This window comes from Bradyrhizobium sp. AC87j1, assembly GCF_002936975.1.
GTDB lineage: Bacteria > Pseudomonadota > Alphaproteobacteria > Rhizobiales > Xanthobacteraceae > Bradyrhizobium > Bradyrhizobium shewense.
In genome coordinates this window covers 13,493-36,306 of sequence record NZ_PTFE01000030.1, presented here as the reverse complement: position 1 = coordinate 36,306, position 22,814 = coordinate 13,493, and the positions used below count along the sequence as shown (strand labels likewise).

Below are 22,814 nucleotides of genomic sequence, written 5' to 3'. Positions count from 1 at the left end.
ATCGCCCCGACTGCGACAAGCTGTCAGCGCTGCGGTTCCATCTGCTCGACACATTGGAACCTGGCGAGGAAGTGCAGGCCGGCCACCGCGAGGGCGAACATGAACCAGATCGGATTTTGCCGTTCGAGCAGGAAGGTCTCGGTCGCGCCGTAATACAGGCCAAACAGCCAAACGGTCAGGAACAGCTTTGCCAGGGCCCCACTGCGGCTGTGAGCCTGGGCTGACTGGAAATTGCCGAGCGGTGCGAGCACGAAGACGAGGATCACGAGCAGCAGTCCCGGCAGACCGATGGTGACCGCGAGGTCGAGATAGCTGTTGTGGCTATGCGCCGCCGACGTCGCCCATTCGGCGCCCTGGGCGGTCTGCCGTGCGGTGACATCATCCCAGAAGGCCGCATAGCCGTGACCGATGACCGGCTTCTCGGCGACGGCCGCGAGCGCGAACTCCCAGATCGCGGAGCGGCCGGTGAAGGTCGGATCGAGCGGCAGCAAGCGTGTCAACGCTCCCAACGCCGGGCTCAAGACACCGCCGACCGTCAGCAGGTTCATCACGATCAGCGGCACGAAGCAGATGATCCGCTTCAGCCACAGGCCAGGGGTGACATAGACCAGCGAGGCGAGCGCGTAGATCGCAAGGCACAGCACCGACGAGGTCTTGCCGCCGGTGAAGATCAGGAAGATGCCGGCCAGCGCGGCGATCGCGGGTCCCATCACGAACGAGCCGACGGCGGTCAGGTAGATGCCGACATAGACCAGGATGGTCATCACGGGTGAGGCGATGTTCTTATGGCCAAAACTGCCGCGCCAGTCGCCGGCAAGCTGCGGCTCGCCAATATCGAGCGCGGTGTGGATCGAATATTGCGGCGCGAGGAAGATGCCGAGATAGCAGAGCGCGAGCAGCACCAGCGCGGCGGCACCCAGGCACAAATTGAAGCTGCGCTGCGTCGGCGGCAGCAATGGCAGCAGGACGGCGAGCGACGTCACGCTGGCGGCAAGCACGAAACGCTGGATCGAAACGCCGCGGCTTTCGGAGAGGGCGATGTTGATCACCAGCCAGCCCACGAGGCAGAGGTGAAGCGGCGTCACCAGGGTCTTCAGCGCGGGCGCATCCGTGGTGGCGACGAGCAGCACCGCGATTGCAGCGAGGAGTCCCCAGGAAACATAGGCCAGCGCCATTCGTCCGCCGACGACGGTGGTGACATCGGGATTGCGCAGGTCCGGGAACGGATCGAGCGTCACCAGCACCAGCAGCAGCGAGGCGACGGCGACGAGGCAGCGCGCCGCCTGCACGGCATTCAGCTCCGCAAGGCCGTCGCGGAAGGCGCGGCCCAACGATCGGGCCTCGAGGTCGGTCATGTCGGCGGCGCTGCGGTCCATGCTGCGGTCCACGGCTCAAGACACTTGGTGACGTCGGTGAAGCTCGACGTCCTGGCTCAAGCCCATTGAGCGTCCGTCACCAGGCCTTTCGGAAGTCTGCGCCGCCGGCTGCCGCACGATGCTCCGCGCGATCTCGTAATATTGCAGCGCCCGTTGCTCCAGTGTGAGGCTGTCCAGAATATAGCCGCGCGGATCGAATTCGCCCGCAGCACACCCTTCCCAGAAGTTTTCCCAACCTGCCTCGAACCCCGCGACGTCGACGAACTTGGCCCCGCAGCGCTCATCCCAATACGGCACCGACGACACCGGCGCGAACTGCACGCGGTGCGGATAGTAATCGGGGTCTCGCCACGGGCCGCCCGGATCCCAGGCAAATACCGGCAAGCCGCAAGACAAGGCCTGCTGATAGGCGATACCCTGGCTCTCGTTCTGACACAGGAAGATCATCGCGCGCGAACGCGCCAGCGCAGCCTGATAATCTTCTTCCTTGTAGCTGCCATAGCGCAGCTCCGTGAAGGAGCGCCCCTCTTTTCGCAGGCGGGCGCGGACGGGTTCGATCAACTCCGGCGCATAGCGCTCGCGATCCCAGTGGACCTTGTCGTAGATCAGCACGTCGACGGCCTTCTGCGAGGACTGCGACGGCGCCCAGAGATCGGTGTCGATGCCGACCGGCCAGGCTTCCGTCTCGGGCCAATACGGCCGGTACATGTCGACGTACCAGGGGCCGGGCACCACGACCTTCTTCACCGGCAGGCGCTTGAACAAATCGAGGTCGTCGAGCGGATGATTGTGGGCGGCGACGCCGAGCAGGATCGGGTTCTTCCACGCGAACTTGTCGAGCAGGAAGGTGCGGCCGACGATGCAGGCCAGCTCTTCGGGATGCCGCGCGATGTAGCCGTAATCGTTGACGCGGTAACGGATACCGAGCCGGTCTAGCCCCGCACAGAGATTGAGGAACACGCGAAGCTGGCCGCTCATGCGCGGCTCGCCGAGCAGCAACCGACGCGCCATGCGCCGCAGATGCCGGTCGCCGGGAAACCAGCGATCGTCCTTGTCCTCATAGAAGAGGTTGAGGATCATCGCATCTGGGTCGTGTTCGAATATCTTTGCGGGCACTGGATTCCATCCGCGGCAACCGGATGCGCATTCTCGCATGGGACCGGCGGTCGCACTCTTCCAAATTTGCCACAGGCTTAATGCCAGCGGCTTAACGCTAATTGACGAAACCAGCGCCGCTCACGGCTTCCCGACAACGATCTGGCTGTAATGCGAGTATCATTCGCGGGCATGCCCATGTTGCGATCGATCGCATCATCCATTCAGCAGATGCGCCCTGGTTAACAGACTCTTAAAGGCGAGCCGTGGCTCAGATCACCGCCGAAGACGTTCTCGATTTGCCGGCAACCAGACGCATCGTTCCGGCGGCACGCCAACCGCTGCCGTCGAGCTCGACGGTGTCCGTCGTCATTCCCGCCAAGAACGTTGCGGCCTATGTCGGCGAAACCCTCGCCAGCGCACTGGCGCAGGGCGACGTGGGCGAAGTGATCGTCGTGAACGACGGCTCGACCGACAACACCGCCGCCATCGTCCGCGGCATTCGCGATCCGCGGCTGCGCCTGATCACGAATGATTCCGCCGGCGTGTCGGCAGCGCGCAATCTCGGTGCACGATATGCCCGCGGCGAATGGCTGCTGTTCCTCGATGCCGACGACCGCCTTCGCCCCGGCGCAGTGGCGGCACTGCTGGAGGCGGCACGCGGGGCTCCGCGGGCGGTGCTCGTCTATGGCGATTACAACACGATCGACAGCGAGGGACATCAGATCGGCCGGCGCGGCCTGCTGAAGGGGCGCCGGAAGCCGTCCGGCGACGTGCTGACGCGGCTCGCCGCCGGCAATTTCATCGTCAATGGCGGCATCGCGCTGGCCCGCGCGGAAGCTTTCCGGGCCATCGGCGGTTTCGACACATCGCTGCGCTATTGCGAGGATTGGCATTGCTGGTGTCGCCTCGCCGCGATCGGCGAGTTCGAGTTCGCGCCAAAACTGCTGCTCGATTATCGCTTGCACACCGCCAACACCATGAACGCGGCGGTGCGGACGCCGAAGGACTTCTTCCCTGCCATCGCGCGGGTATTCGACGACGGACTGATCCTGGCACGCCTGCCCGAGGGCACGGCGGCCGGACTGCGCCTCGCCGCCGAACTTCATCTCATCACCTACTCGGCGATGCAGGCGGTTCGCTTCGGCCGATATCGCCAGGCTTTTGGCTATCTTGGAATGGTCGGCCGCCGCTCGCTCAAGGCGTTGCCGCGCGCCGCGGCCAGGACTGCCCTCGCCCGCTTCGGCATCTGATCGTCACGACACGATCTTCGAGGCCTCATAGGGCTTCGGCTCGATCCCGAGCGCCGCGAGCATCGAGCCGAGCGCGACCATCACAGGATGCATCGCGACGACGGCCTTCGACGACGTCAACAGACCTGCGGACCGAACCAGCGAGAGCGGCAACCGTCCGAGCATCTGTATGAACACCCGCGCCCGCGCCGTCGCGCTCTGCGCGGCCTTGTACTGCACGCGATAATTGATCGCGCCGATGCGCAGGCCACGCTTGGCGATCCAGCCGAGGCTGGTGCGGCTTTGCGGTACGGTCTCGGTGATGACGGCCTCCGCCGTCCAGTGGAAGATCATGCCGGCATCACGGCACCGCACGAAGAAATCGCAATCGCCGCCGCCGAGGAAATTGAAGCGCAGGTCGAACGCGGGACGATCGAACCGCTCGAACGCGGCGCGCGTGATCAGACAATTGCCGCAGCCATAGATCAGCGGCACCGCGCCGGAATAGTCGTAGGCGGGACGGAAAGCGGGATGACGCGACAGCCACGGCTTGCTGTCGTCATCGAACACAGGCAGCACCGGCCCGCCGACCACGTCAGCGCCGGTCGCCTCCGCGGTGCGGACCATCAGTTCGAGCCAGTCGCTTGATGCGATCTCGTCGTCGTCGATCATCAGGAAGCGGGTCGCGGCGGGAAACAGCGCCTGCGCCGTCTCGAACGCAGCGTTGATCGCCTGGCAATTGCCCTGCCGCTTCTCGACGAGGCAGACGCCCTGCAGCCTGCCGGCGACCAGAAACTCCGCGGCAACCGGCGCGCTCTCGCGCTGCGTGGCATCGTTCTCGACCATGACGACGGCAAAGGAGCGCGGGGTCCGCTGGTTCGCAAGCGACTCCAGCGTCAACCGCAGATGCTGCGGACGGCGGAAGCAGGGAATGCAGACGACGATACCGACCGACAGGTCGATGACCGCGGAGCTCGCCACGATCTCCCGGTTGGGATCGCGCACGGCATCCGAGATACGCGTGGCAGACAGGTCTGTCGGGATCAATGTCATGACGTTCTAGATGTCCGAAATATATTGAAAAAGCCCTGCTTCATTCGTACGTCCCGCGACGGCACATCGTCGCGGGACAGATGCGTCCCAAAAAGAACGGCCAGTTGATGGCGCGTGCCTGCGCCTCACGCCAGTCTCCCGGCCGTCCCAAGATAACATCATGCGTTTAACCGCTTTCGCCTGTTTCTCCCGCGAAATCATGCGCACGTGGTACTGCAATTCGCGGTCCATGCGCCGAGGAAGACCCAACATGAACAATGCCGTAGTTAATGCGCATGCGCATTAACCCGACCGTAAGCACTGCGACCGGTGAGACGGCGCGGCATCAGATTTGCTCTTCGGGCTCGCGATATTTTTCCTGTAAATTTGAATAGAACAAGCGCGGTCAGAAAATATGAACAAGCCAGCCACGATTGATTTTGCGACAGCCACGGCGATCCAGATTCCCGCGGCCGCGTCCCCCGTCCAGGCACTTCACGATCTCGTCCCGGGCGAAGCCCGCGACAGCCTGCTCGCCGTTCACGACGTGCTGCGGCGCGAACTGCCGCAAGGCCAGCTCGCCATCTATGAAGCCGGCGGCGGCTCGTGCAGCGTTCTGCCACCGGAATTGCCTGGACGCAGCAAGGTCACCGTCGTCGATATCGACGAGGACCAGGTCCGCAACAACACCTATGCGGATGAAGCGATTCTCGGCGACGTGCAGACCTATCGCTTCGGGCGCGAGACCTTCGATCTCGTGATCTGCTACAACGTGATCGAGCATCTGCCCCATGTCGACGCCGCGCTCCTGAACTTCCGCGATGCGCTCAAGCGCGGCGGCATGATTCTGATCGGCGCGCCCAATCCCCGCTCGCTGTCCGGCGTCGTCACCAAATATTCGCCGCACTGGTTTCACGTCTGGTTCTACCGGCACATCCGCGGCATCAAGGATGCCGGCATGCCCGGTGAGCCGCCATTCCCGACCTTCTTTCATCCACTGGTGACGCTGCCCCGCCTCGAAGCCTTCGCGACTGCCAACGGCCTGGAGATGATCTACCGCCGTGAGGTCGAGAGTCCGCGCTATCCCGAGATGCGCCGGCGCAAGCCGCTGTTTGCTGCGCTCGTGGACGCCGGCGCCGCCGTTCTGAACACCATGCTTTCGCGTGGGACCGACGTCCGCCGCGGCGACTATCACGTCATCCTGCGGAAGAGCTGACGGTCATGGCGCGCGCGCGGCCCATTGCAGAACAAGCCGAGCCTCGCGGCCAAGCCGTGCGCGGTAACGAACTGTTAATCTCCAGGGAGCCCCGGCATCGCTGGCGTCACGAGGACGCACCGCGGAGTGACAAGCGCTTAAACTCTTTGTTTGCCATTTCGGTGAATAGTCCCTCAATGAGTATGGTTAATTTTCCCTGTTGCGTTGATTGGGCACCTATATCCCGGGTGCATGGCGTAGAGCGAAGAGTAGCCCCTCAGCCTGCGGCAGTTGGAATGAAAGCTGGGGATCATGCTTGACTATAACCAGCCGATAGATCGGGCCAGACCGGAGTCGCCGCAACAGCGGCCCCAGGCCGGCTTCAACGTGCTGGAGCTCGTCAATCTGCTCTGGCGGCGCAAGATCGCGATTGCCGCGGCTGCCCTGCTCGGCGCAACGCTTGCCGTTACCGTGGGCAAGAGCCTGACGCCCCGCTACACCGCCACTGCCCAGCTCTATGTCGATCCGCGCGAGCTTCAGCTCGTCGACCGCGAACTCACACCGCGCGCGCAGGACGTCTCCGGCATGTCCATGGTGGTGGAGAGCCAGGCGCGCCTGATCACCTCCAACAGCGTGCTGCTCAAGGTGATCCAGCAGGCGGGTCTCGACAAGGACCCGGAATTCGGCGGCGGCAGCGACGGCCAGAGCCTGATGCCGTCGCTGCTCGGCCTGATCGGCCTGCAGCCGCGCGCTCCCTCCGCTGCGGACAACAAGGAAGTGCAACTTGCGGCGCTCGAAGCGCTGAACAGGCACATCACGATCCGCAAGACCGAGAAGAGCTTCATCGTTGACATCGAGGTCTGGTCGACGGATCCGGCGAAAGCGGCGATGCTCGCCAACACGCTGACCAATGCCTACCTCACCGAATCCCGCAACTCGCAGGCTTCGGCCGCACGGCGCGCCACCAACGATCTCTCCGGCCGCCTCAAGGAGCTGCGCGAGCGGCTGCGCAACGCCGAGACCACGCTCGCCACCTACAAGGCCCAGAACAATTTCGTCGGCACCCAGGATGCGCTGATCAGCGATCAGCAGCTTTCCGCCAGCAACCAGCGGCTTTCCGCAGCCCGCGCGGCGACGATGGATGCGCAGGCGCGGCTCGACCAGATCGAGGCGAGCCGCCGTACCGCTGCCGATGCCGGTGCGATTCCGGAAGCGCTGCAATCACCGACGATCGCGAATTTGCGCGCGCAATATGCCGATGCGCGCAAGAAATATGCTGAGCAGGCCGGCGAGCTCGGGCCGCGCCATCCGGCGCTGCGCCAGACCGAGAAGCAGGTCGAGGATCTCAAGCGTACCATCAGCGAGGAGATCGATCGCTTCGCCCAGTCGGCCAAGAACGATCTGACGCGCGCCCGCGACTATGAGGCCTCGCTCAACCGGGCCATGGAAGCGCAGAAGCGGCAGAGCGTGCAGCTCAGCCAGGCCGCCGTCCGCCTCCGCGAACTCGAGCGCGAGGCCGATGCCAGCCGCGACGTCTATCAATCCTTCCTCAAGCGCTCGCGCGAGACCGAGGAGCAGGAGACGCTGAACACTTCGGCGGCCCGCGTCATCGGCGAAGCGACGGTGCCGCAGCGGCGCTCGTTCCCGCCCGCCATGAGCCTGTTCGCCATGATCGGCTTCATCTTCGGCGCGCTCGCGGCGTCAGGCTGGTTCGCCGCGGTCGAACTCCTGCTCGTCGGCGCGCCGGCGCCCGCGCCAGCCCGCCGTGCGGGCAAGCCGGCACCGGAGAGAACGCGCACTCCCAAGGTTTTGCCGGCTCCTGAAGCCCCGCAGCCTCCGCAGGTCTCGCGACCTCAGGAAGTGGCGCAGGCCCTGCCCGAACTTGCCGCGCTATCGCTGCAGCCTGCGATGGTCGAAAAGCCCCTGATCGAAAAGCCGCTGATCGCGCGCCTCCAGGAGGCCGATGTCATCCACACGCTCGGAGCCATTCTCGCCACCGGCGGCGGCGTCGACCTCACGCGGCTGGGCTGGCCGACATTGCGGCCCGGCTTTCCCTTGACGAAACTGCTCAACGCTTGGCGCGATATGCGCGCCGCCGTGGCCCGGCGCGCCGGCGACAAGACGATGCCGGTCATCGCGCTCGTCGGCGCCGGCGACACCACCGGACGCAGCGTGATCGCGCTGAATTTCGCGATCGCGGCAGCGCGCGACGGCGCCCGCGTGCTGATGATCGATGCCGACCATCAGGCCCATGTGCTCTCGAACAAGGTCAGCCGCCCCGGCAAGAGCGAGCCGAGCAGGCTCGGCTGGCTCTCGATCGGCAGCAAGGCCGCACGCGAGATCAAGACGGTCAACGGCATTTCGGTGCTGCCGGCCGGCGAGGGTGACGCCGGCAAGGCTGCCGACGCGATTCGCAAGGCGATTGCGCAGGCACGTTCCGCAGGCGGCTATGACCTTGTGATCCTCGACGGTCCCGCGATGCCGCTCTCGGGCGGCGGCCGCAAGCTGCTCGACGATACCGACGCGCTGGTGGCGGTGCTGCCGACCAGCCACGACATCAACGACAGCCTGGAAGAGATCCTGACCGCGCTGGGCCGCGCCGAGCGCAAGCTGGTCGGCGTCGTGCTGGACGAGCTCACCCCTGCAATCCAAACGCGCCAGCGAGGCAGACAATATGCTTGAGCGTCGCGTCAACCTCGACGGACGGGCAGCCACGGCCGAGGTGCCGCGAATCACCGTCGGCGGGCTCCGCATGGCCGCGATCGATCTGGAAGCGACCGCCGATTTCATGATCGAAGCGACCGATCCCGACAATCGCATCGGCCGTCCGTTGTTCCTGACCTCGGCCAATGGCGAGGTGCTGGCGCGCTGCTCGACGGAACCGCAGACCGAGCGCCTGTTCCGCGCCGCCGACCTGATCAATGCCGACGGCCAGCCGCTGGTGGCGGCCTCGAGGCTGCAATCGTGGTTTCCCCTGCCCGAGCGCGTCGCGACCACGGACCTGTTCCACGTCGTCGCGCGCAAGGCGGAAGCGGTCGGCCGCACCTTCTACATGTTCGGCGCCAGCGAGGCCGAAAACATCGTGGCCGTCGAGAACGTCCAGAAGATGTATCCGGACCTCAAGATCATCGGGCGCAGCCACGGCTATCTGCGAGGCGAGGCGCTACGCGCCAAAGTCGAGGAGATCAACACGCTTGCGCCGGACTATCTGTGGGTCGCGCTCGGCGTGCCCAACGAGCAGGCATTCGTGGAGGAATTCACGCCATACCTGACCAATGTTGGCGTTATCAAGACATCAGGCGGCCTGTTCAACTTTTTGTCGGGCAGCCGTTCCCGCGCGCCGCAATGGATGCAGAAGATCGGACTCGAATGGGCGTGGCGCACCTTGCTCGAGCCGCGCCGCCTGTTCTGGCGCTATTTGACCACCAACCCCCGCGCGCTCTATCTTCTCTTCAGCCGCAACCGACCCCTCCGCTAAGAGAAGAGCAGAAGACGATATGACCGACCGACCGACTGTCCTCGTCACTGGGGGCGCGGGCTATATTGGCTCGCATGCCTGCCGCGCATTGACCGCCGCCGGCTACCAGCCCGTCGTTTATGACAATCTCTCGACAGGTCATCGCAGCTTCGTTGCCGGCCCGCTGGTGACGGGCGATCTGCTCGACGGCACGGCGCTGGCACGCGCCTTCGCCGACCACAAGATCACGGCGGTGATGCATTTCGCGGCGGCCAGCCTGGTCGGCGAGTCGATGACCGATCCGCAGAAATACTACATCAACAACGTTCAGGGTACGCTGTCGCTGCTGCAGGCGATGCGCAACGCAGGCTGCCATCGCATCGTGTTCTCCTCGACCGGCGCCGTCTACGGCAATGCCGATTCCAAGGAGCTGCCGGAAGACTTTCCCTGCGTACCGATCAACCCCTATGGCGCGTCGAAATGGATGATCGAGCGGATGCTCGCCGATTACCGCTCGGCCTACGGTTTCGGCGCGTTCTGCCTGCGCTATTTCAACGCCAGCGGCGCCGATCCGGCCGGCGGCATCGGCGAACTGCGCGACAATGAAACCCACCTCATTCCCCGCGCCATGATGGCGCTGCAGGGCCATGTCGACTTCGCGGTGTTCGGCGACGACTACGACACGCCCGACGGAACCGCGATCCGCGACTACATCCACGTCACCGACCTCGCCGCGGCGCATGTCGCAGCCCTGAAGCTCCTGGAGGACGGGCATGCCGGCGGCAGCTTCAATCTCGGCACCGGCTCCGGCTTTTCCGTGCGCGAGATCCTGAACGCGATCAGGCAGGAGACCGGTCGCGAGGTGCCGCACACCATCAAGCCGCGCCGCGCCGGCGATCCGACTTATCTGGTCGCGGATCCTTCCGCTGCGCGAAAGGTGCTGAACTTCGTGCCTGGCCATTCCGACCTGGCGACGGTCATCCGCACCGCCTGGGCCTGGCACCAGAAGGCGCATCCGTTCAGACAGCGTTAGGCAATCGGGGCTCCCGCGCCTTGCTCGGCGGAGGCGTGAACGGCTAGACTGGGCCTTCGCTGCCGGCGACGATGCCGGCATGCCTGGCTCGGCCGATTGCGCGAGCCGATTTTCCGAGCGTCAGGTCACGATCATTTCGGCGCGAAGGCCTGTCATTGGTCGCGGATCCCTGGGAGCATGGAACGAATGCATCAGGCCGCACGCCTGGAGTTCGAGCGCGTGATGGAGGAGTTTGCCCGCTGGCGCATTGTGCCTGCGGACGAGCGCTCGCCCGCGCCCGCCTGGTGGTGGGGACCCGCCATGGCGGTGTTCGACGACCGGGAGCCGATGAGTTGCCCATGGTGCGCCGAACTCGGTTTGAACGAGGGCGCGAGCTTCGCCGAGGGCGCGCACACGATTCTCGCGCTGTTCGTCGAGCAGACGTCGCTGACGGGGCCTCAGGATTTTCCGAGCAAGGCCGAGGGCGGGGAGCACGACGTCCGCGAGCTGCACCCGCAGCCGTCAGACGACAGCGCGTTTAAGCCGTGACGCCGCAGCTTCCGTGGCGGCAACGTCCGGCTCCGGCTGGAGCGGCGGGGCGACAGGCAGGATCATCGGCCGCAACAGCTCGGCCATCTGCTTGGCCGGCAGCGGCTTCGAGATCAGGAAGCCCTGCATCTCGTCGCAGCCATGGGTGCGCAGGAAGGCCTCCTGCTCGGCGTTCTCGACGCCTTCGGCGACGACGGTCATGCCGAGCGCCTTGCCCATGCTGATGATGGCCTGCGCGATCGCCTGGTCCTCCGAATCCTGCGGCAGGTCGCGCACGAAGGAGCGGTCGATCTTGATGGTGTCGATCGGGAAGTGCTTCATCAGCGACATCGACGAATAGCCGGTGCCGAAATCGTCGATGGCGAGGCGGATGCCGCGGCTCTGGATGGCATCGAGCACCTTGAGCGCGCGGCCGACATTGCGCATCATCATGCTCTCGGTGACTTCGAGCTGGAGCAGCACCGGTGACATGCCGCTGGCCGCCAGCACCTCGTCGACGTCCTGCAACAGATGCTCGTCGGCGAATTGCCGCGGCGACAGGTTGACCGCCATCGACAACGGCAACAGGCCGCGGCGCTGCCAGGCCATGGCCTGCGCGCAGGCTTCCCTCAGCACCCAGCGGCCGATCGGCACGATCAGGCCGGTCTCCTCCGCGAGCGGGATGAACTGAGCCGGCGAGATGTTGCCGAGATCGGGATGCGCCCAGCGCAGCAGCGCTTCCACGCCGGTGATCTGGCCGGTCGCCATGTCGACCTTGGGCTGGTAGTTCAGCGAGAACTGCTCGCGCTCCAGCGCGCGGCGCAGCGCGCTCTCCAGCGACAGCCGCTCGATCGACTGCGTCGTCACTTCCTTCGAGAAGAAGCGGTAGCCGTTCTTGCCGTCCTCCTTGGCGAGGTACATCGCCATGTCGGCGTTCTTGGTCAGGGTCTGCGCATCGGAGCCGTTGGTTGGATACATCGCGATACCGATCGAGGCCGTGGTGTGGCACTCGTGTCCGGCCAGCTCCATGGGCTCGGCGAGTGCAGCGAGCAGCCCGGTCGCGATGCGCTGGACGTCGTCGATCTCGCCGCACTGGTCCAGGATCACCACGAACTCGTCGCCGCCGAGGCGCGCCACCACGTCGCTTTCCCGCAGCGCGCCGCGCAAGCGGTTGGCGACTTCGAGCAGGAGCAGGTCGCCGGCCTCATGGCCGAGCGAATCGTTGATGACCTTGAAGCGGTCGAGATCGATGAACAGCACCGCGAAACGGTGATCGTGGCGCTCTGCCGTTTCGATCGCCTCGCGCAAGAGCCCGTTGAAGGTCTCGCGGTTCGGAAGATCGGTCAGGCTGTCATGCGAGGCGAGGTACTCGATCCGCTCGTCGGCCTCGTTCTTCTCGTCCGCGCGATCGAAATTCTCCATCGCGAAGGCGACGTTGTCGGCGAGGCGCTGCAACAGCTCGACGAACTCGGCCGTGAAGGTAGCCGGCTCGGTCGACATGTAGATCATGACGCCGACGGCCTGATCGTGCACGATGAGCGGAAATGCCGCGCCCGATCGCGCCCCGTCGCCGCGGACGACCGCATGAAAGGCGCTGACGCGATCGTCGTTGAGATAGTCGTTGCTGATGCAGGGCTGGCGCGTGCGGAACGCCGTGCCGCTCATCCCGCGTCCTTCGGGACGCTCGGGGTCGATGGAGAGGCGAACGTTCCGCGTGGTGTCGGAAGACGGCCCGGCGCTCGCCACGATCTCCAGCTGCTCGCTGTCGGCCCTGGCAAGCGCGATCGTGGTCGAGGTGAACTTGGCGCCGTTCGAGGCGGCAAGGCAGACGAGGTCGAACAGCTCGGCGCGCGACTTCGCCCGCATGATCGCCTCGTTGGTCGCGCTCAGAGCCGCGAACATGCGCGTCAGGCGCTCCTTCTGCGCCTCGGTGCGGGCCTTTTCCTCGGCACGGTCGAAATTGTCGAGCGCGAAGGAGACGTTTTCGGCAAGGCGCCCGAGCAGTTCGACCAGATCGGGCGTGAATGTGTCCTCCTCGGGTGCGAGGAAAAGCAGGATGCCGATCGGCTCCTGGCCCGCCTTTAGAAGCGGGAAGCTGGCGGCGGCCCGCGTTCCGTCCTCGATCGCCTTCGCCCGCCAGTATGCCGACCGCGGCTCGTTCAGATAGTCGTTCATGACGCTGGGCCGGCGGGTCCGGAGCGAGGTGCCGATGATCCCCTCGCCTTCGGGATGGTCGGTGGAAATGCTGCAGGTCCGTCCAACCATTTGCTGCTGCAGGCGCCCCTTCACCGCGACGACGCGAACGAGCTCGTTTTCCTCGTCGATGATGCCGATCGTTGCCGACGCGAACACGTCGCCGAGAATAGCTGCCTGGCACGCGGCCTCGAACAGGTCCTCGCGCGTCTTGGCGCGCATGATCGCTTCATTGGTTGCGCTTAGCGCTTCGAACATTCCGCTCAGGCGATTGCGCTGCTTGTCTACCTGCGCCTTCTCCTCGGCGCGATCGAAGCCTTCCAGCGCGAAGGCGACGTTGGCCTGGAGCTTGCGCAGCAATTCGACGAATTCGGGTGTGAACGTGCCGCACTCCGGAGAGTTGAACAGGAACACGCCTTCGACCTGATCGCCGTTGAAGAGCGGCAGCGCCGCGGAGGAGGCGATCCCGTTGCGGCGGGCGCTGGCGTGCCACGGCGCGATGCGCTCGTCGGCGAGCACGTCGTTGCTGACGGCGGGCTGGCGCGTGCGGAACGCGATGCCGGTCAGTCCGCGCCCTTCCGGCACCTCCTCGGAGATGGATAACTTGAAGTTGCGAACCTGATCGGCGTTAGGTCCGTAACAGGCGACGACGCGCAGCAGCCCGGCGTGAGGGTCGACCAGTGCGATGTTGGCCGAAGTGAACTTGGCGCCCTTCGCCGTCGCCTCGCAAACGAGGTCGAACAGCTCGGAACGCGACCGCGCCCGCAGGATCGCCTCGTTGGTGGCGCTGAGCGCCGCATACATGCGTGCCAGCCGTTCCTCTTCGACGGCGATTTTGGCCTTCTCGGACTCGCGGCCGAAATTATCGATCGCGAACGAGACGTTCTCCGCCATACGCAGCAGGAGCGCGACGATCTCCTCGTCCTTGGCCCACGAGCGGCTGATGAAGAACAAGAGCACGCCGACACTTTCACCGTGCCTGATCAGCGGCGCGACCACGCAGGCGGCAACGCCAGTGTTGACGTTGGCCTGCTCCCACGGCGAACCTCTGGTGCGGCTGGCGAGATCGTCCTCGACGATGGCCTTCTGCGTCCGGAACACCTCGCCGGATATTCCCTTGCCGTAGGGATTCTCCGGATCGATCGAATAGCGCGCCTGGGTGATCAGTGCGAGGTTCTGGCCGGTGGACGCGACCGGACTCATCCAATGCGAATCCGGTTCGCGGAGCAATACGATGGTCGCCAGCGATTTGCCTCCATGAACGGAGGCGTCACACACGAGCTGATACAGTTCCTGCTCGGTTTTGGCGCGTAGAATGGCTTCATTGGTGGCGCTGATGGCGCCGAACATGCGGTTGAGTCGCCGCGTCGCCCGTTCGCTGGTCTGCCGCGCGGTTTCGCGCGCGAAATTGTCCAGCGCATAGGAAATGTTGGCCGACATGCGCCCGAACAGCGACACCATCTGCTCGTTCAGCGAGCCGGCTTCGCGGCGGGTCACGTAGAGCACGCCGACACTCTTGCCGTTGCAGAGCAGCGGCAGCGCCGCAGCCGCGCCAATGGCGGCCGAAGCGGCACCCGCGCGCCACGCCAGCGAACGGGGGTCGTTCAGATAATCGTTGCTGACGCACAGCTTCTGATCTCGAAATGCCTCGCCGCCGACGCCCGAGCCTTCGGGTGTGCCGGCAACCGTCGTGATCTCGATCGAGCGCAGCCGCGCAACGTCGTCGCCACAGCCGGCCGCAAAATGGAGTCGCCGGTCGTCCGGTCCGACCAGAAACACGGCGACAGCCAAGAAATCCCCGCTCGAAAACCCGGCGTTGCAGACCTTCTGGTACAGCTCGTCCGGCGATTTCGCATAGAGGATCGCTTCGTTGATGGCGCTCAACGCCGCAAATGTGCGCGCGAGTGTCGTCGGCACGATCTCAGCTCCCGGGCATTCTGCCTATTTCTCCCGGGTGACTTTATGAGGGGCCATCGCCTAAGTGGTCGTTATTGCGCGCTGCAAACAATCGATCAAAGTGAACGAGCTGCGAACGACCCGGGGTAAACTACCGAAAATACCGCCGCACGGGACGAATCCTCAGCGAGAGCCGCGATCTCTTTACGAATTTGCAGCCCTGTATTGGTTTACGGGAGATTGATATCGCTGCCGCGCTTTGAGACGATGGCCTCCAACAATCAGTGCCCGCCAAGGGCAAAGATCCCGGGGAACGCCATGCCGATCGTCACGGCCGATCGTCTCACGCGCATCAGCGCCGCCCTGCTCCGCGCCGCCGGAGCCTCCGAGGAAGAAGCCGACGCCGTCGCGGTCGGCTGCGTCAACGCCAATCTCGCCGGCCATGATTCCCACGGCGTGATCGCCGTTCCCACCTATATCGACCGCATCAAGGCCGGCCACATCGTTCCCGGCGCCCAATGGACCGTCGTCCAGGCATCGCCGACCACAACCGTGATCGACGGCCATTGGGGCTTTGGTTTCCACGTCAACGCCAAGGCGATGGCGCTGACGATCGAGAAAGCCAGGACGGCGAATGTCGCTGCCTGCACCGTGTTCCGGCAAAGCCATGTCGGCCGTCTCGCCGCCTACCCCTTGATGGCGATGCGCGCAGGCATGATCGGAATTGCCACGGCGGACTCCGGCCGCTCGCCGAAACACGTCGCCCCGTTTGGAGGCAAGGAGGCGCGGCTCGGCACCAACCCGATCTCGATCGCGGTGCCGTCCGATCTCGATGCGCCGTTCTATCTGGATATGGCGACTTCGGCGGTGGCGGCCGGCAAGATCCAGCTCGCGGTCGCCCGCGGCGAGGAGATTCCGACGGGCTGGATCATCGATGCCGAGGGACGGCACACCACCGATCCGACCCAATACCGCAAGGGCGGCGCGCTGCTGCCGCTCGGCGGCACCGAGGGCTACAAAGGCAGCGGTCTTGCCGCGATGGTCGAGGTGCTGTGCGGCCTGCTCACCGGTCTCGGCTTCGGCGTCGAGCCTACGGGGCGGCACAATGACGGATGTTTCATGGCGGTGTTCAATGTCGCCGCATTCCGCCCGCTGCAGGAGTTCAAGCGCGAGGTCGCCGAGTTCGCGCGTTATCTGAAATCAACGCCGCCGTCCGAGGGCAGCAAGGGCGTGTTCTATCCCGGCGAGATCGAGGGTTTGCGCGAGCAGCAGCGCCTGCGCGACGGCATCGAGGTCGAGGATGCCACCTGGGAAAAGCTGCGCGCGCTGGCGCGGGAATACCGGCTCGACACCGTCCTCGATCTGGCCTGACGGCATCAGGAGAACAGCAGCATGAATCGGCAGATGGTACTGGTCGGCTTCCTCCAGGCGCAGAACTGCACCAACTTGCCGAGCTCGTGGCGACATCCAGACTCGCGCGACGATTCGATGTCGGCGGGCTACTATCAGGAGATCGGCAGGATTCTCGAAGCCGGCAAGTTCCACATGGCCTTCTTCGACGATCGCCTGGCAATGCCGGACCGCTACGGCAACGACCACGCCCATACCGTCGAATACGGCATCCGCTGCGTGAAGATGGATCCGCTGATCGTGCTGACCACGATGGGCATGGTCACTGAGAAGCTCGGGCTGGGAGCAACCTGCTCGACTACCTATTACGAGCCGTTCGATGTTGCGCGCCGTTTTGCGACGCTCGACCTCATGTCCGGCGGACGCGCGGGCTGGAACGTCGTGACCTCGCTCAACGACGGCGAGGCCCTCAACATGGGGCGCGACTCCCATCCCGAACATGATTCCCGCTACGACAAGGCCGACGAGTTCATGGAGGTCGTGCTCGGCCATTGGGACACCTGGGAAGACGGCGCGCTGATCATGGACAAGAAGACCGGCCGCTTTGCCGATCCGGCCAAGGTGAAGCGGCTCGACCACAAGGGCGCGGCGTTCAAGTCACGCGGGCCGTTCACCGTGCCGCGTTCGCAGCAAGGCCACCCCGTGATCATCCAGGCCGGGGCATCGGGCCGAGGCCAGCGCTTTGCCGGCCGCTGGGGCGAGGTGATCTTCACCGCCGCGCGCAATCTTCAGGGCGCCAAGGACGGCTATGCGTCCGTGCGCAACGAGGCCGCCAAGGCCGGCCGCGATCCCGACCAGATGTTCCTTTGCAATTTGACGACGCCGGTCTGTGGCGCGACCAAGGCGGAAGCCGAGGACAGGATGGCGCTGATCAACAAGCTGCCGCTCCAGATCGACGCGCTGTCGCTGCTTGCCGAAGCGCTCAACTACGACTTCGCCTCCAAGGATCTCGACGAGCCGCTGACCACTGACGAACTCAAGAGCATGCAGGGTATTCTGGGCATCCGCGACGGCGTGCTGAAGAATTCAGGCAAGAGCAATCCGAGCGCGCGCGACTTCGTCACTTTCTCCGGCCGCGGCCAGGTGCAGGACGCGATGGTCGGCGGCCCGAAGGAGATCGCGGACAAGCTCGAGGAGATGTTTGTCGAGCGCGGCTGCGACGGCTTTGTCATCGCGGCGACCTATGTGCCCGGCTCCTACGCCGATTTCGTGCAGCATGTCGTGCCGGAGCTGCAACGCCGCGGACTGTTCCAGAAAGACTATCGCGGCAAGACGCTGCGCGAAAATCTCGGACTGAAGCGGCCCGCGGCCGGCGCCTGGAAGGTGCCGCCGCGCGATGCCGCGGAATAGCAACGAGGACTTAGCATGCGCTGGCTGAAATTCACTGAGACAGGCAAGACCTCGTGGGGGATCGTCGAGGGAGATAAGGTCGTCGCAGTCGATGGCGATCCCTTCGGCGAATGGCAGCGCACCTCGCGCACGCATTCGCTGTCGCAGGTCAGGATCGAGCTGCCGCTGATCCCGCGCACCTTCTATTGCGTCGGCCTGAACTATCTGAAGCATCTGAAGGAGGCCGCTGACAAGCGCGGCGAAGTGCCGGCCGTGCCTGATCGCCCCGAGATCGGCTATCGCGCGCAGAACGCGCTGATCGCACATGACGAGGACGTCGTGATCCCGTCCTTCGCGACGGAGAAAATCCATTACGAGGGCGAACTCGTCGTTGTTATCGGCAAGAAGGTGAAACATCTCACCAAAGACAACGCGATGGATTGCGTGTTCGGCTACACCATCGGCAACGACGTCAGCGAGCGCAGCTGGCAGAAGGCCGACCGCAGCCTGTGGCGCTCGAAGAACGCCGACACATTCAAGCCGATGGGGCCGTGGATCGAGACAGAAGCCGATCTCCAACAGATGGAAACGATCGTCCGGGTCAACGGCAAGGAAACCAACCGCTTCGCTACCGGCGACATGATCTTCGGCGTGGTGCCCTTCCTGGTCGAGCTGACAAAGTATTTTACCTTATGGCCCGGCGACGTGATCTGGATGGGCACCGATGGCGCCTCGCCTGACATCAAGCACGGCGATGTCGTGGAGATCGAGATCACGGGCGTAGGGACATTGCGGAACAGGTTTGTGCGGGAGGGGCGGTGATCCTGCCGTAGGATGGGTAGAGCGCAGCGAAACCCATCATTTCGGTTCGTCGCGGAGAGAGCGCGATGGGTTTCGCTATCGCTCTACCCATCCTACAATCTTCCTCAAAACGGCAGCGCCACACTCGACTTGATCTCCTTCAGCACCACGTTGCTGCGGACATAGCGGATGCCGGGAATGCGGAACATGAACTCGTCGAGGAAGCGGTTGTAGGCCGCCATATCCTGCACGACGACACGCAAATGATAATCGGCGTCGCCCGTGGTCGCAAAGCACTCCAGCACCTCGCGGCGTTTGGTTACCCGCGAGACGAACTCGTCGACGAACTTCGCGTCGTGCCGCTCCAGCGAGACGTGGAGGATGGCCGACATCGCAAAGCCCGCCTGCTCGCGCGCGACCAGCGCCGCGTAGCCCTGGATGATGCCGGCTTCCTCCAGCGCGCGCACCCTGCGCCAGCAGGCCGAAGTGGACATGCCGACCTCGTCGGCGAGCTGCTGGTTGGTGGCCCGGCCATCCTTCTGGAGATGAGCGAGAATCCGCGCGTCCTGGTCTTCGATCATCGATCGGCCCAATCTGGTGTATTCTACCGCACGATAGCAGAATTCGGGATAATTTACCAGAATCAGGTTGTAAATAGGAAAGATAGGTAAGACCTACCAACCATCAGGGCCTACCCTCCGCTCATCCGGCAAGGATGCCGCGGGAGGTCCGCATGGACGCCTTTCCGTCACTCGACCCCTACGAACTCTCCGATCGCTACGATCGCGAACACGGCCGCGTCTTCCTTACGGGCACACAGGCCATCGTCCGCATCGCGCTCGATCAAGTCAGGCGCGACCGGGCCGCGGGGCTCAACACCGCCGGCTTCATCTCAGGCTATCGCGGCTCGCCGCTCGGCGGCATCGACCTCGAGCTCTGGCGCATCCAGGAGCGGCTGAAGCGGGACCGTGTCGAATTCCTGCCAGCCGTGAACGAGGACCTCGCCGCGACCGCGGTGCTCGGCTCGCAGCAGGTCGAGACGCAGGGAGATCGCGAGGTCGATGGCGTGTTCGGGCTCTGGTACGGCAAGGGACCCGGCGTCGACCGCTCCGGCGATGCGCTGAAGCACGGCAACGCCTACGGCTCCTCGCCGCATGGCGGCGTGCTGGTGGTCGCCGGCGACGACCATGGCTGCGTCTCCTCCTCGATGCCGCACCAGTCCGACGTCGCCTTCATGAGCTGGTTCATGCCGACGCTGCATCCCGCGAGCGTCGGCGAATATCTCGAGTTCGGCGAATATGGCTATGCGCTGAGCCGCTTCTCCGGCATGTGGGTCGGCTTCAAGGCGATCTCGGAGATCGTGGAGTCGGGCGCCTCCGTCGCGCTACAGCCGCCGCGCCACTTCCGCACGCCCGACTTCACGCCGCCGCCTGATGGACTGCACTACCGCTGGCCTGATTTGCCGGGCCCGCAGATCGAGGAGCGGCTGGAGGCGAAGAAGCACGCGGTCTACGCCTTCGCAAAGGCCAATCCGATCGACCTTCACATCTATGACATTCCGGATGCCACCTACGGCATCGTCACCACAGGCAAGGCCCATCTCGATCTGATGGAGGCGCTGCGGCTGATGGGTCTTGACGAAGCCGCCTGCCGCAGCATCGGCATCGACGTCTACAAGGTCGGCATGGTCTGGCCACTGGCGTTGCATGACGCCATGGATTTCGTGAAAGGCAAGCGCGAGATCCTCGTGGTCGAGGAGAAGCGCGGCATCATCGAGAGTCAGTTCAAGGAATATTTTTACGACTATCCTGGCAGCAAGCCGGAGCGCATGGTCGGCAAGCACGATGAAACCGGGGCAAGGCTGATCTCCTGGATCGGCGAATTGTCGCCTCGCGCGCTCGCCGGCGTGCTAGCGCGCCGGCTTGATCCGATGTTTCCAGGCCTCAATCTCGCCGCACGCGCGGCCGCTCTGATGCCGGAGGCAGCGCGCACGATCAACGTCAGCGGCGCGACACGAACGCCGTATTTTTGCTCGGGATGTCCGCACAACACATCAACAAAGGTACCTGAAGGCTCCAAGGCGCTGGCCGGCATCGGTTGTCACTTCATGGCAAGCTGGATGGACCGCGAGACCTCGTCACTGATCCAGATGGGCGGTGAAGGCGTCAACTGGACGGCTTCGTCACGCTTCACCGGCCACAAGCACATCTTTCAGAACCTCGGCGAAGGCACCTACTACCACTCCGGCTCGATGGCGATCCGGCAGGCGATCGCCGCCAAGGCCAATATCACCTACAAGATCCTGTTCAACGATGCCGTCGCGATGACAGGCGGGCAGCCGGTCGATGGTCCCATCAGCGTGCTTGCCATCGCCCACAGCGTCCGCGCCGAAGGTGTGACGCGCATCGCGCTGGTGTCGGATGATCCGGCACAGTTCTCGCCTGCCGACCTGCCGGCCGGCGTCACCCTTCATCCGCGCGAAGAGATGGATGCCGTGCAGCGCGAGCTGCGCAATATCCCCGGCGTCTCGGTCCTGATCTATCAGCAGACCTGCGCCACGGAGAAGCGACGCCGGCGCAAGCGCGGGCAGATGGCCGACCCCAAGCGCTTCGCCTATATCAACGATCTCGTCTGCGAAGGCTGCGGCGACTGCTCCGTGGAATCCAACTGCCTCAGCGTCGAGCCAAAGGAGACGCCGTTCGGCCGCAAGCGCCAGATCAATCTGTCGGCCTGCAACAAGGATTTTTCCTGCCTCAACGGCTTCTGCCCGAGTTTTGTGACCGTCGAAGGCGCGACGCGGCGGAAGAAGAGCGCGAGTCAGATCGACGCCGTTGGGCGGGCCGCCACACTTCCGTTGCCCGCGACGGCAACGCTCGACCGCCCCTACGACCTGCTGGTGACCGGCGTCGGTGGCACCGGCGTCATCACAGTGGGCGCGCTGATCGGCATGGCCGCGCACCTCGAACGCCGCGGCGTCTCGGTGCTGGACTTCACCGGTTTTGCGCAGAAGTTCGGGCCCGTGCTGAGCTACATCCGCCTCGCCTCGAGTCCCGAGGCGCTGCATCAGGTCCGTATCGACCAGGGCGCAGCCGATGCGCTGATCGGCTGCGACCTTGTGGTGAGCTCCTCGCCAAAAGCCTCAGGCACCTACCGCCGCGGCACGCGTGCAGCGGTCAACACCGCGGAGATGCCGACCGGTGACGTCGTCCGCTTCCGGGACGCCGATCTCGCATCACCCGCGCGCCTGCGTGCCATTGGCCAGGTCATCGGCGAGAGCAATCTCGGCACCATCAACGCCAACGCACTGGCTGAACGGCTGCTCGGCGATGCCGTCTATGCCAACATCATCATGCTCGGTTTTGCCTGGCAGCACGGACTGGTTCCCCTCTCGCTGCAAGCGCTGCTGCGCGCAATCGAGCTCAACGGCGTCGCCGTCGAACGCAACAAGCAGGCCTTTGCTTGGGGCCGGGTCGCCGCGGCCGATCCGGACTTTTTGCCGAGGGTGGACGATGCGCCCAAGGCCGAGACGCTCGACCAGATGACCGACCGTCGGGCCGATTTCCTCACCGCCTATCAGGACAACGCCTATGCGGCGCGCTACCGGGCGACCGTCGCGAGGGTCCGCCGAGCCGAAGCTGTCCTGAACAGCGAGGCCCTGACCGAGGCCGTCGCCCGCGCCCTGTTCAAGCTGATGGCCTACAAGGACGAGTATGAGGTGGCGCGCCTGCACATGCAGGGCGGATTCCTCGATGAGCTGAAACGCGAATTCGAGGATGGCTTCAGAGTCCGGTATCACCTCGCCCCACCCTTCCTGCCGTCGCAGCGCGACGCACGGGGGCGGCCGCGCAAGCGCGCCTTCGGCCAATGGATCCAGATGCCGCTCGCCATGCTCGCGCGCTTGAAGGGACTACGCGGCACGCCGTTCGATCCGTTCGGCTACACCCGGGAAAGACGCTCCGAGCGCGAGCTGATCGCCTGGTATGAAGGTCTGATCGAACGGATGCTCGGCGGGCTCGACGCGGCGCATCTGCCAGGTCTCGTCGCAATCGCAACGGCGCCGATGGACATCCGCGGCTATGGCCCGGTCAAGGACGCCGCGATCGAGAAGGCGAAGATCGAGGTCGAGCGGCGGTTCAATGAACTCCACCCGTCGTCGCCGGCAAAGCTGCGCGCCACCGGTTGACGCGGAGCCGGCGAGGCTTCAGCCTCTATGTTCGGGAGGGCGCCCTGACGGCTGCCCGCCAATCGGGTGACGCAT

The 22,814-nt window shown here is 64.8% G+C and carries 15 protein-coding genes; 10 read left to right on the top strand and 5 right to left on the bottom strand.

The genetic code is table 11. From position 1 onward, the window contains the following. Positions 1-23: 23 nt before the first annotated feature. Entirely contained in the window at positions 24-1,376 is a 1,353-nt protein-coding gene (locus tag CV770_RS17500; RefSeq protein ID WP_104463213.1) for an O-antigen ligase family protein, read from the bottom strand. 15 nt (positions 1,377-1,391) lie between these two features. Beyond that, on the bottom strand, positions 1,392-2,492 hold the full coding sequence (locus CV770_RS17495; RefSeq protein WP_104463185.1) for a glycosyltransferase: 1,101 nt from the start codon (positions 2,490-2,492) through the stop codon (positions 1,392-1,394). A gap of 245 nt (positions 2,493-2,737) precedes the next feature. On the opposite strand from CV770_RS17495, the gene CV770_RS17490 reads away from it, so the two are divergent. Further along, the gene (locus CV770_RS17490; protein ID WP_201759902.1) at positions 2,738-3,724 is read left to right on the top strand and encodes a glycosyltransferase; all 987 of its coding nucleotides are present in this window, start codon (positions 2,738-2,740) and stop codon (positions 3,722-3,724) included. A 3-nt stretch (positions 3,725-3,727) separates the two neighbouring features. Here the strand turns inward: CV770_RS17490 and CV770_RS17485 are convergent, their stop codons facing one another. After that, positions 3,728-4,756 (bottom strand): glycosyltransferase family 2 protein, encoded by a 1,029-nt coding sequence (locus tag CV770_RS17485; protein WP_091965999.1) that lies wholly within the window; start codon positions 4,754-4,756, stop codon positions 3,728-3,730. Positions 4,757-5,150: 394 nt separating this feature from the next. Between CV770_RS17485 and CV770_RS17480 the strand changes: the two genes are divergently transcribed. The 5 genes from CV770_RS17480 (at position 5,151) to CV770_RS17460 (ending at position 10,948) form a co-directional block, all read left to right on the top strand. Continuing rightward, on the top strand, positions 5,151-5,951 hold the full coding sequence (locus CV770_RS17480; RefSeq protein ID WP_104463184.1) for a class I SAM-dependent methyltransferase: 801 nt from the start codon (positions 5,151-5,153) through the stop codon (positions 5,949-5,951). Positions 5,952-6,242: 291 nt separating this feature from the next. Further along, positions 6,243-8,612: an exopolysaccharide transport family protein gene (locus CV770_RS17475; RefSeq protein ID WP_104463183.1), complete on the top strand. Its 2,370-nt coding sequence runs from the start codon at positions 6,243-6,245 to the stop codon at positions 8,610-8,612. Next, the gene (locus CV770_RS17470; RefSeq protein ID WP_104463182.1) at positions 8,605-9,408 is read left to right on the top strand and encodes a WecB/TagA/CpsF family glycosyltransferase; all 804 of its coding nucleotides are present in this window, start codon (positions 8,605-8,607) and stop codon (positions 9,406-9,408) included. Before CV770_RS17475 ends, CV770_RS17470 begins: the two co-directional genes overlap by 8 nt. A 19-nt stretch (positions 9,409-9,427) precedes the next feature. Then, positions 9,428-10,420 carry a UDP-glucose 4-epimerase GalE gene (gene galE / locus CV770_RS17465; protein WP_091966003.1) on the top strand — a complete coding sequence of 331 codons (993 nt, stop codon included), beginning with the start codon at positions 9,428-9,430 and terminating at the stop codon, positions 10,418-10,420. A gap of 186 nt (positions 10,421-10,606) precedes the next feature. Beyond that, a complete protein-coding gene (locus CV770_RS17460) occupies positions 10,607-10,948 on the top strand; it encodes a hypothetical protein (RefSeq protein WP_104463181.1) in 342 nt (113 codons plus the stop codon). Here CV770_RS17460 and CV770_RS17455 read toward each other — a convergent pair. Beyond that, positions 10,922-15,037: a bifunctional diguanylate cyclase/phosphodiesterase gene (locus CV770_RS17455; RefSeq protein ID WP_104463180.1), complete on the bottom strand. Its 4,116-nt coding sequence runs from the start codon at positions 15,035-15,037 to the stop codon at positions 10,922-10,924. The genes CV770_RS17460 and CV770_RS17455 overlap by 27 nt on opposite strands. 297 nt (positions 15,038-15,334) lie before the next feature. Here CV770_RS17455 and CV770_RS17450 point away from each other — a divergent pair, with 297 nt between their 5' ends. The 3 genes from CV770_RS17450 to CV770_RS17440 are packed head-to-tail and all read left to right on the top strand — an operon-like array spanning position 15,335 to position 18,577. Further along, a complete protein-coding gene (locus tag CV770_RS17450; RefSeq protein WP_104463211.1) occupies positions 15,335-16,387 on the top strand; it encodes an Ldh family oxidoreductase in 1,053 nt (350 codons plus the stop codon). Between the two features lie 21 nt (positions 16,388-16,408). Continuing rightward, positions 16,409-17,776 (top strand): LLM class flavin-dependent oxidoreductase, encoded by a 1,368-nt coding sequence (locus CV770_RS17445; RefSeq protein ID WP_104463179.1) that lies wholly within the window; start codon positions 16,409-16,411, stop codon positions 17,774-17,776. A gap of 15 nt (positions 17,777-17,791) precedes the next feature. After that, positions 17,792-18,577 carry a fumarylacetoacetate hydrolase family protein gene (locus CV770_RS17440; protein WP_091966008.1) on the top strand — a complete coding sequence of 262 codons (786 nt, stop codon included), beginning with the start codon at positions 17,792-17,794 and terminating at the stop codon, positions 18,575-18,577. A gap of 104 nt (positions 18,578-18,681) precedes the next feature. Here the strand turns inward: CV770_RS17440 and CV770_RS17435 are convergent, their stop codons facing one another. Then, a complete protein-coding gene (locus tag CV770_RS17435; RefSeq protein ID WP_091966009.1) occupies positions 18,682-19,137 on the bottom strand; it encodes an Lrp/AsnC family transcriptional regulator in 456 nt (151 codons plus the stop codon). Between the two features lie 152 nt (positions 19,138-19,289). Here CV770_RS17435 and CV770_RS17430 point away from each other — a divergent pair, with 152 nt between their 5' ends. Beyond that, entirely contained in the window at positions 19,290-22,739 is a 3,450-nt protein-coding gene (locus CV770_RS17430; RefSeq protein WP_104463178.1) for an indolepyruvate ferredoxin oxidoreductase family protein, read from the top strand. The last annotated feature ends 75 nt before the right edge of the window (positions 22,740-22,814 follow it).

Excerpts from the sequence above, each read along its gene's own strand:
- CV770_RS17500 (WP_104463213.1), bottom strand. The coding sequence starts at position 1,376 with ATGGACCGCAGCGCCGCCGACATGACCGACCTCGAGGCCCGATCGTTG.
- CV770_RS17485 (WP_091965999.1), bottom strand. The coding sequence starts at position 4,756 with ATGACATTGATCCCGACAGACCTGTCTGCCACGCGTATCTCGGATGCC.
- CV770_RS17480 (WP_104463184.1), top strand. The coding sequence starts at position 5,151 with ATGAACAAGCCAGCCACGATTGATTTTGCGACAGCCACGGCGATCCAG.
- CV770_RS17475 (WP_104463183.1), top strand. The coding sequence starts at position 6,243 with ATGCTTGACTATAACCAGCCGATAGATCGGGCCAGACCGGAGTCGCCG.
- CV770_RS17470 (WP_104463182.1), top strand. The coding sequence starts at position 8,605 with ATGCTTGAGCGTCGCGTCAACCTCGACGGACGGGCAGCCACGGCCGAG.
- galE (WP_091966003.1), top strand. The coding sequence starts at position 9,428 with ATGACCGACCGACCGACTGTCCTCGTCACTGGGGGCGCGGGCTATATT.
- CV770_RS17460 (WP_104463181.1), top strand. The coding sequence starts at position 10,607 with ATGCATCAGGCCGCACGCCTGGAGTTCGAGCGCGTGATGGAGGAGTTT.
- CV770_RS17450 (WP_104463211.1), top strand. The coding sequence starts at position 15,335 with ATGCCGATCGTCACGGCCGATCGTCTCACGCGCATCAGCGCCGCCCTG.
- CV770_RS17445 (WP_104463179.1), top strand. The coding sequence starts at position 16,409 with ATGAATCGGCAGATGGTACTGGTCGGCTTCCTCCAGGCGCAGAACTGC.
- CV770_RS17440 (WP_091966008.1), top strand. The coding sequence starts at position 17,792 with ATGCGCTGGCTGAAATTCACTGAGACAGGCAAGACCTCGTGGGGGATC.
- CV770_RS17435 (WP_091966009.1), bottom strand. The coding sequence starts at position 19,137 with ATGATCGAAGACCAGGACGCGCGGATTCTCGCTCATCTCCAGAAGGAT.
- CV770_RS17430 (WP_104463178.1), top strand. The coding sequence starts at position 19,290 with ATGGACGCCTTTCCGTCACTCGACCCCTACGAACTCTCCGATCGCTAC.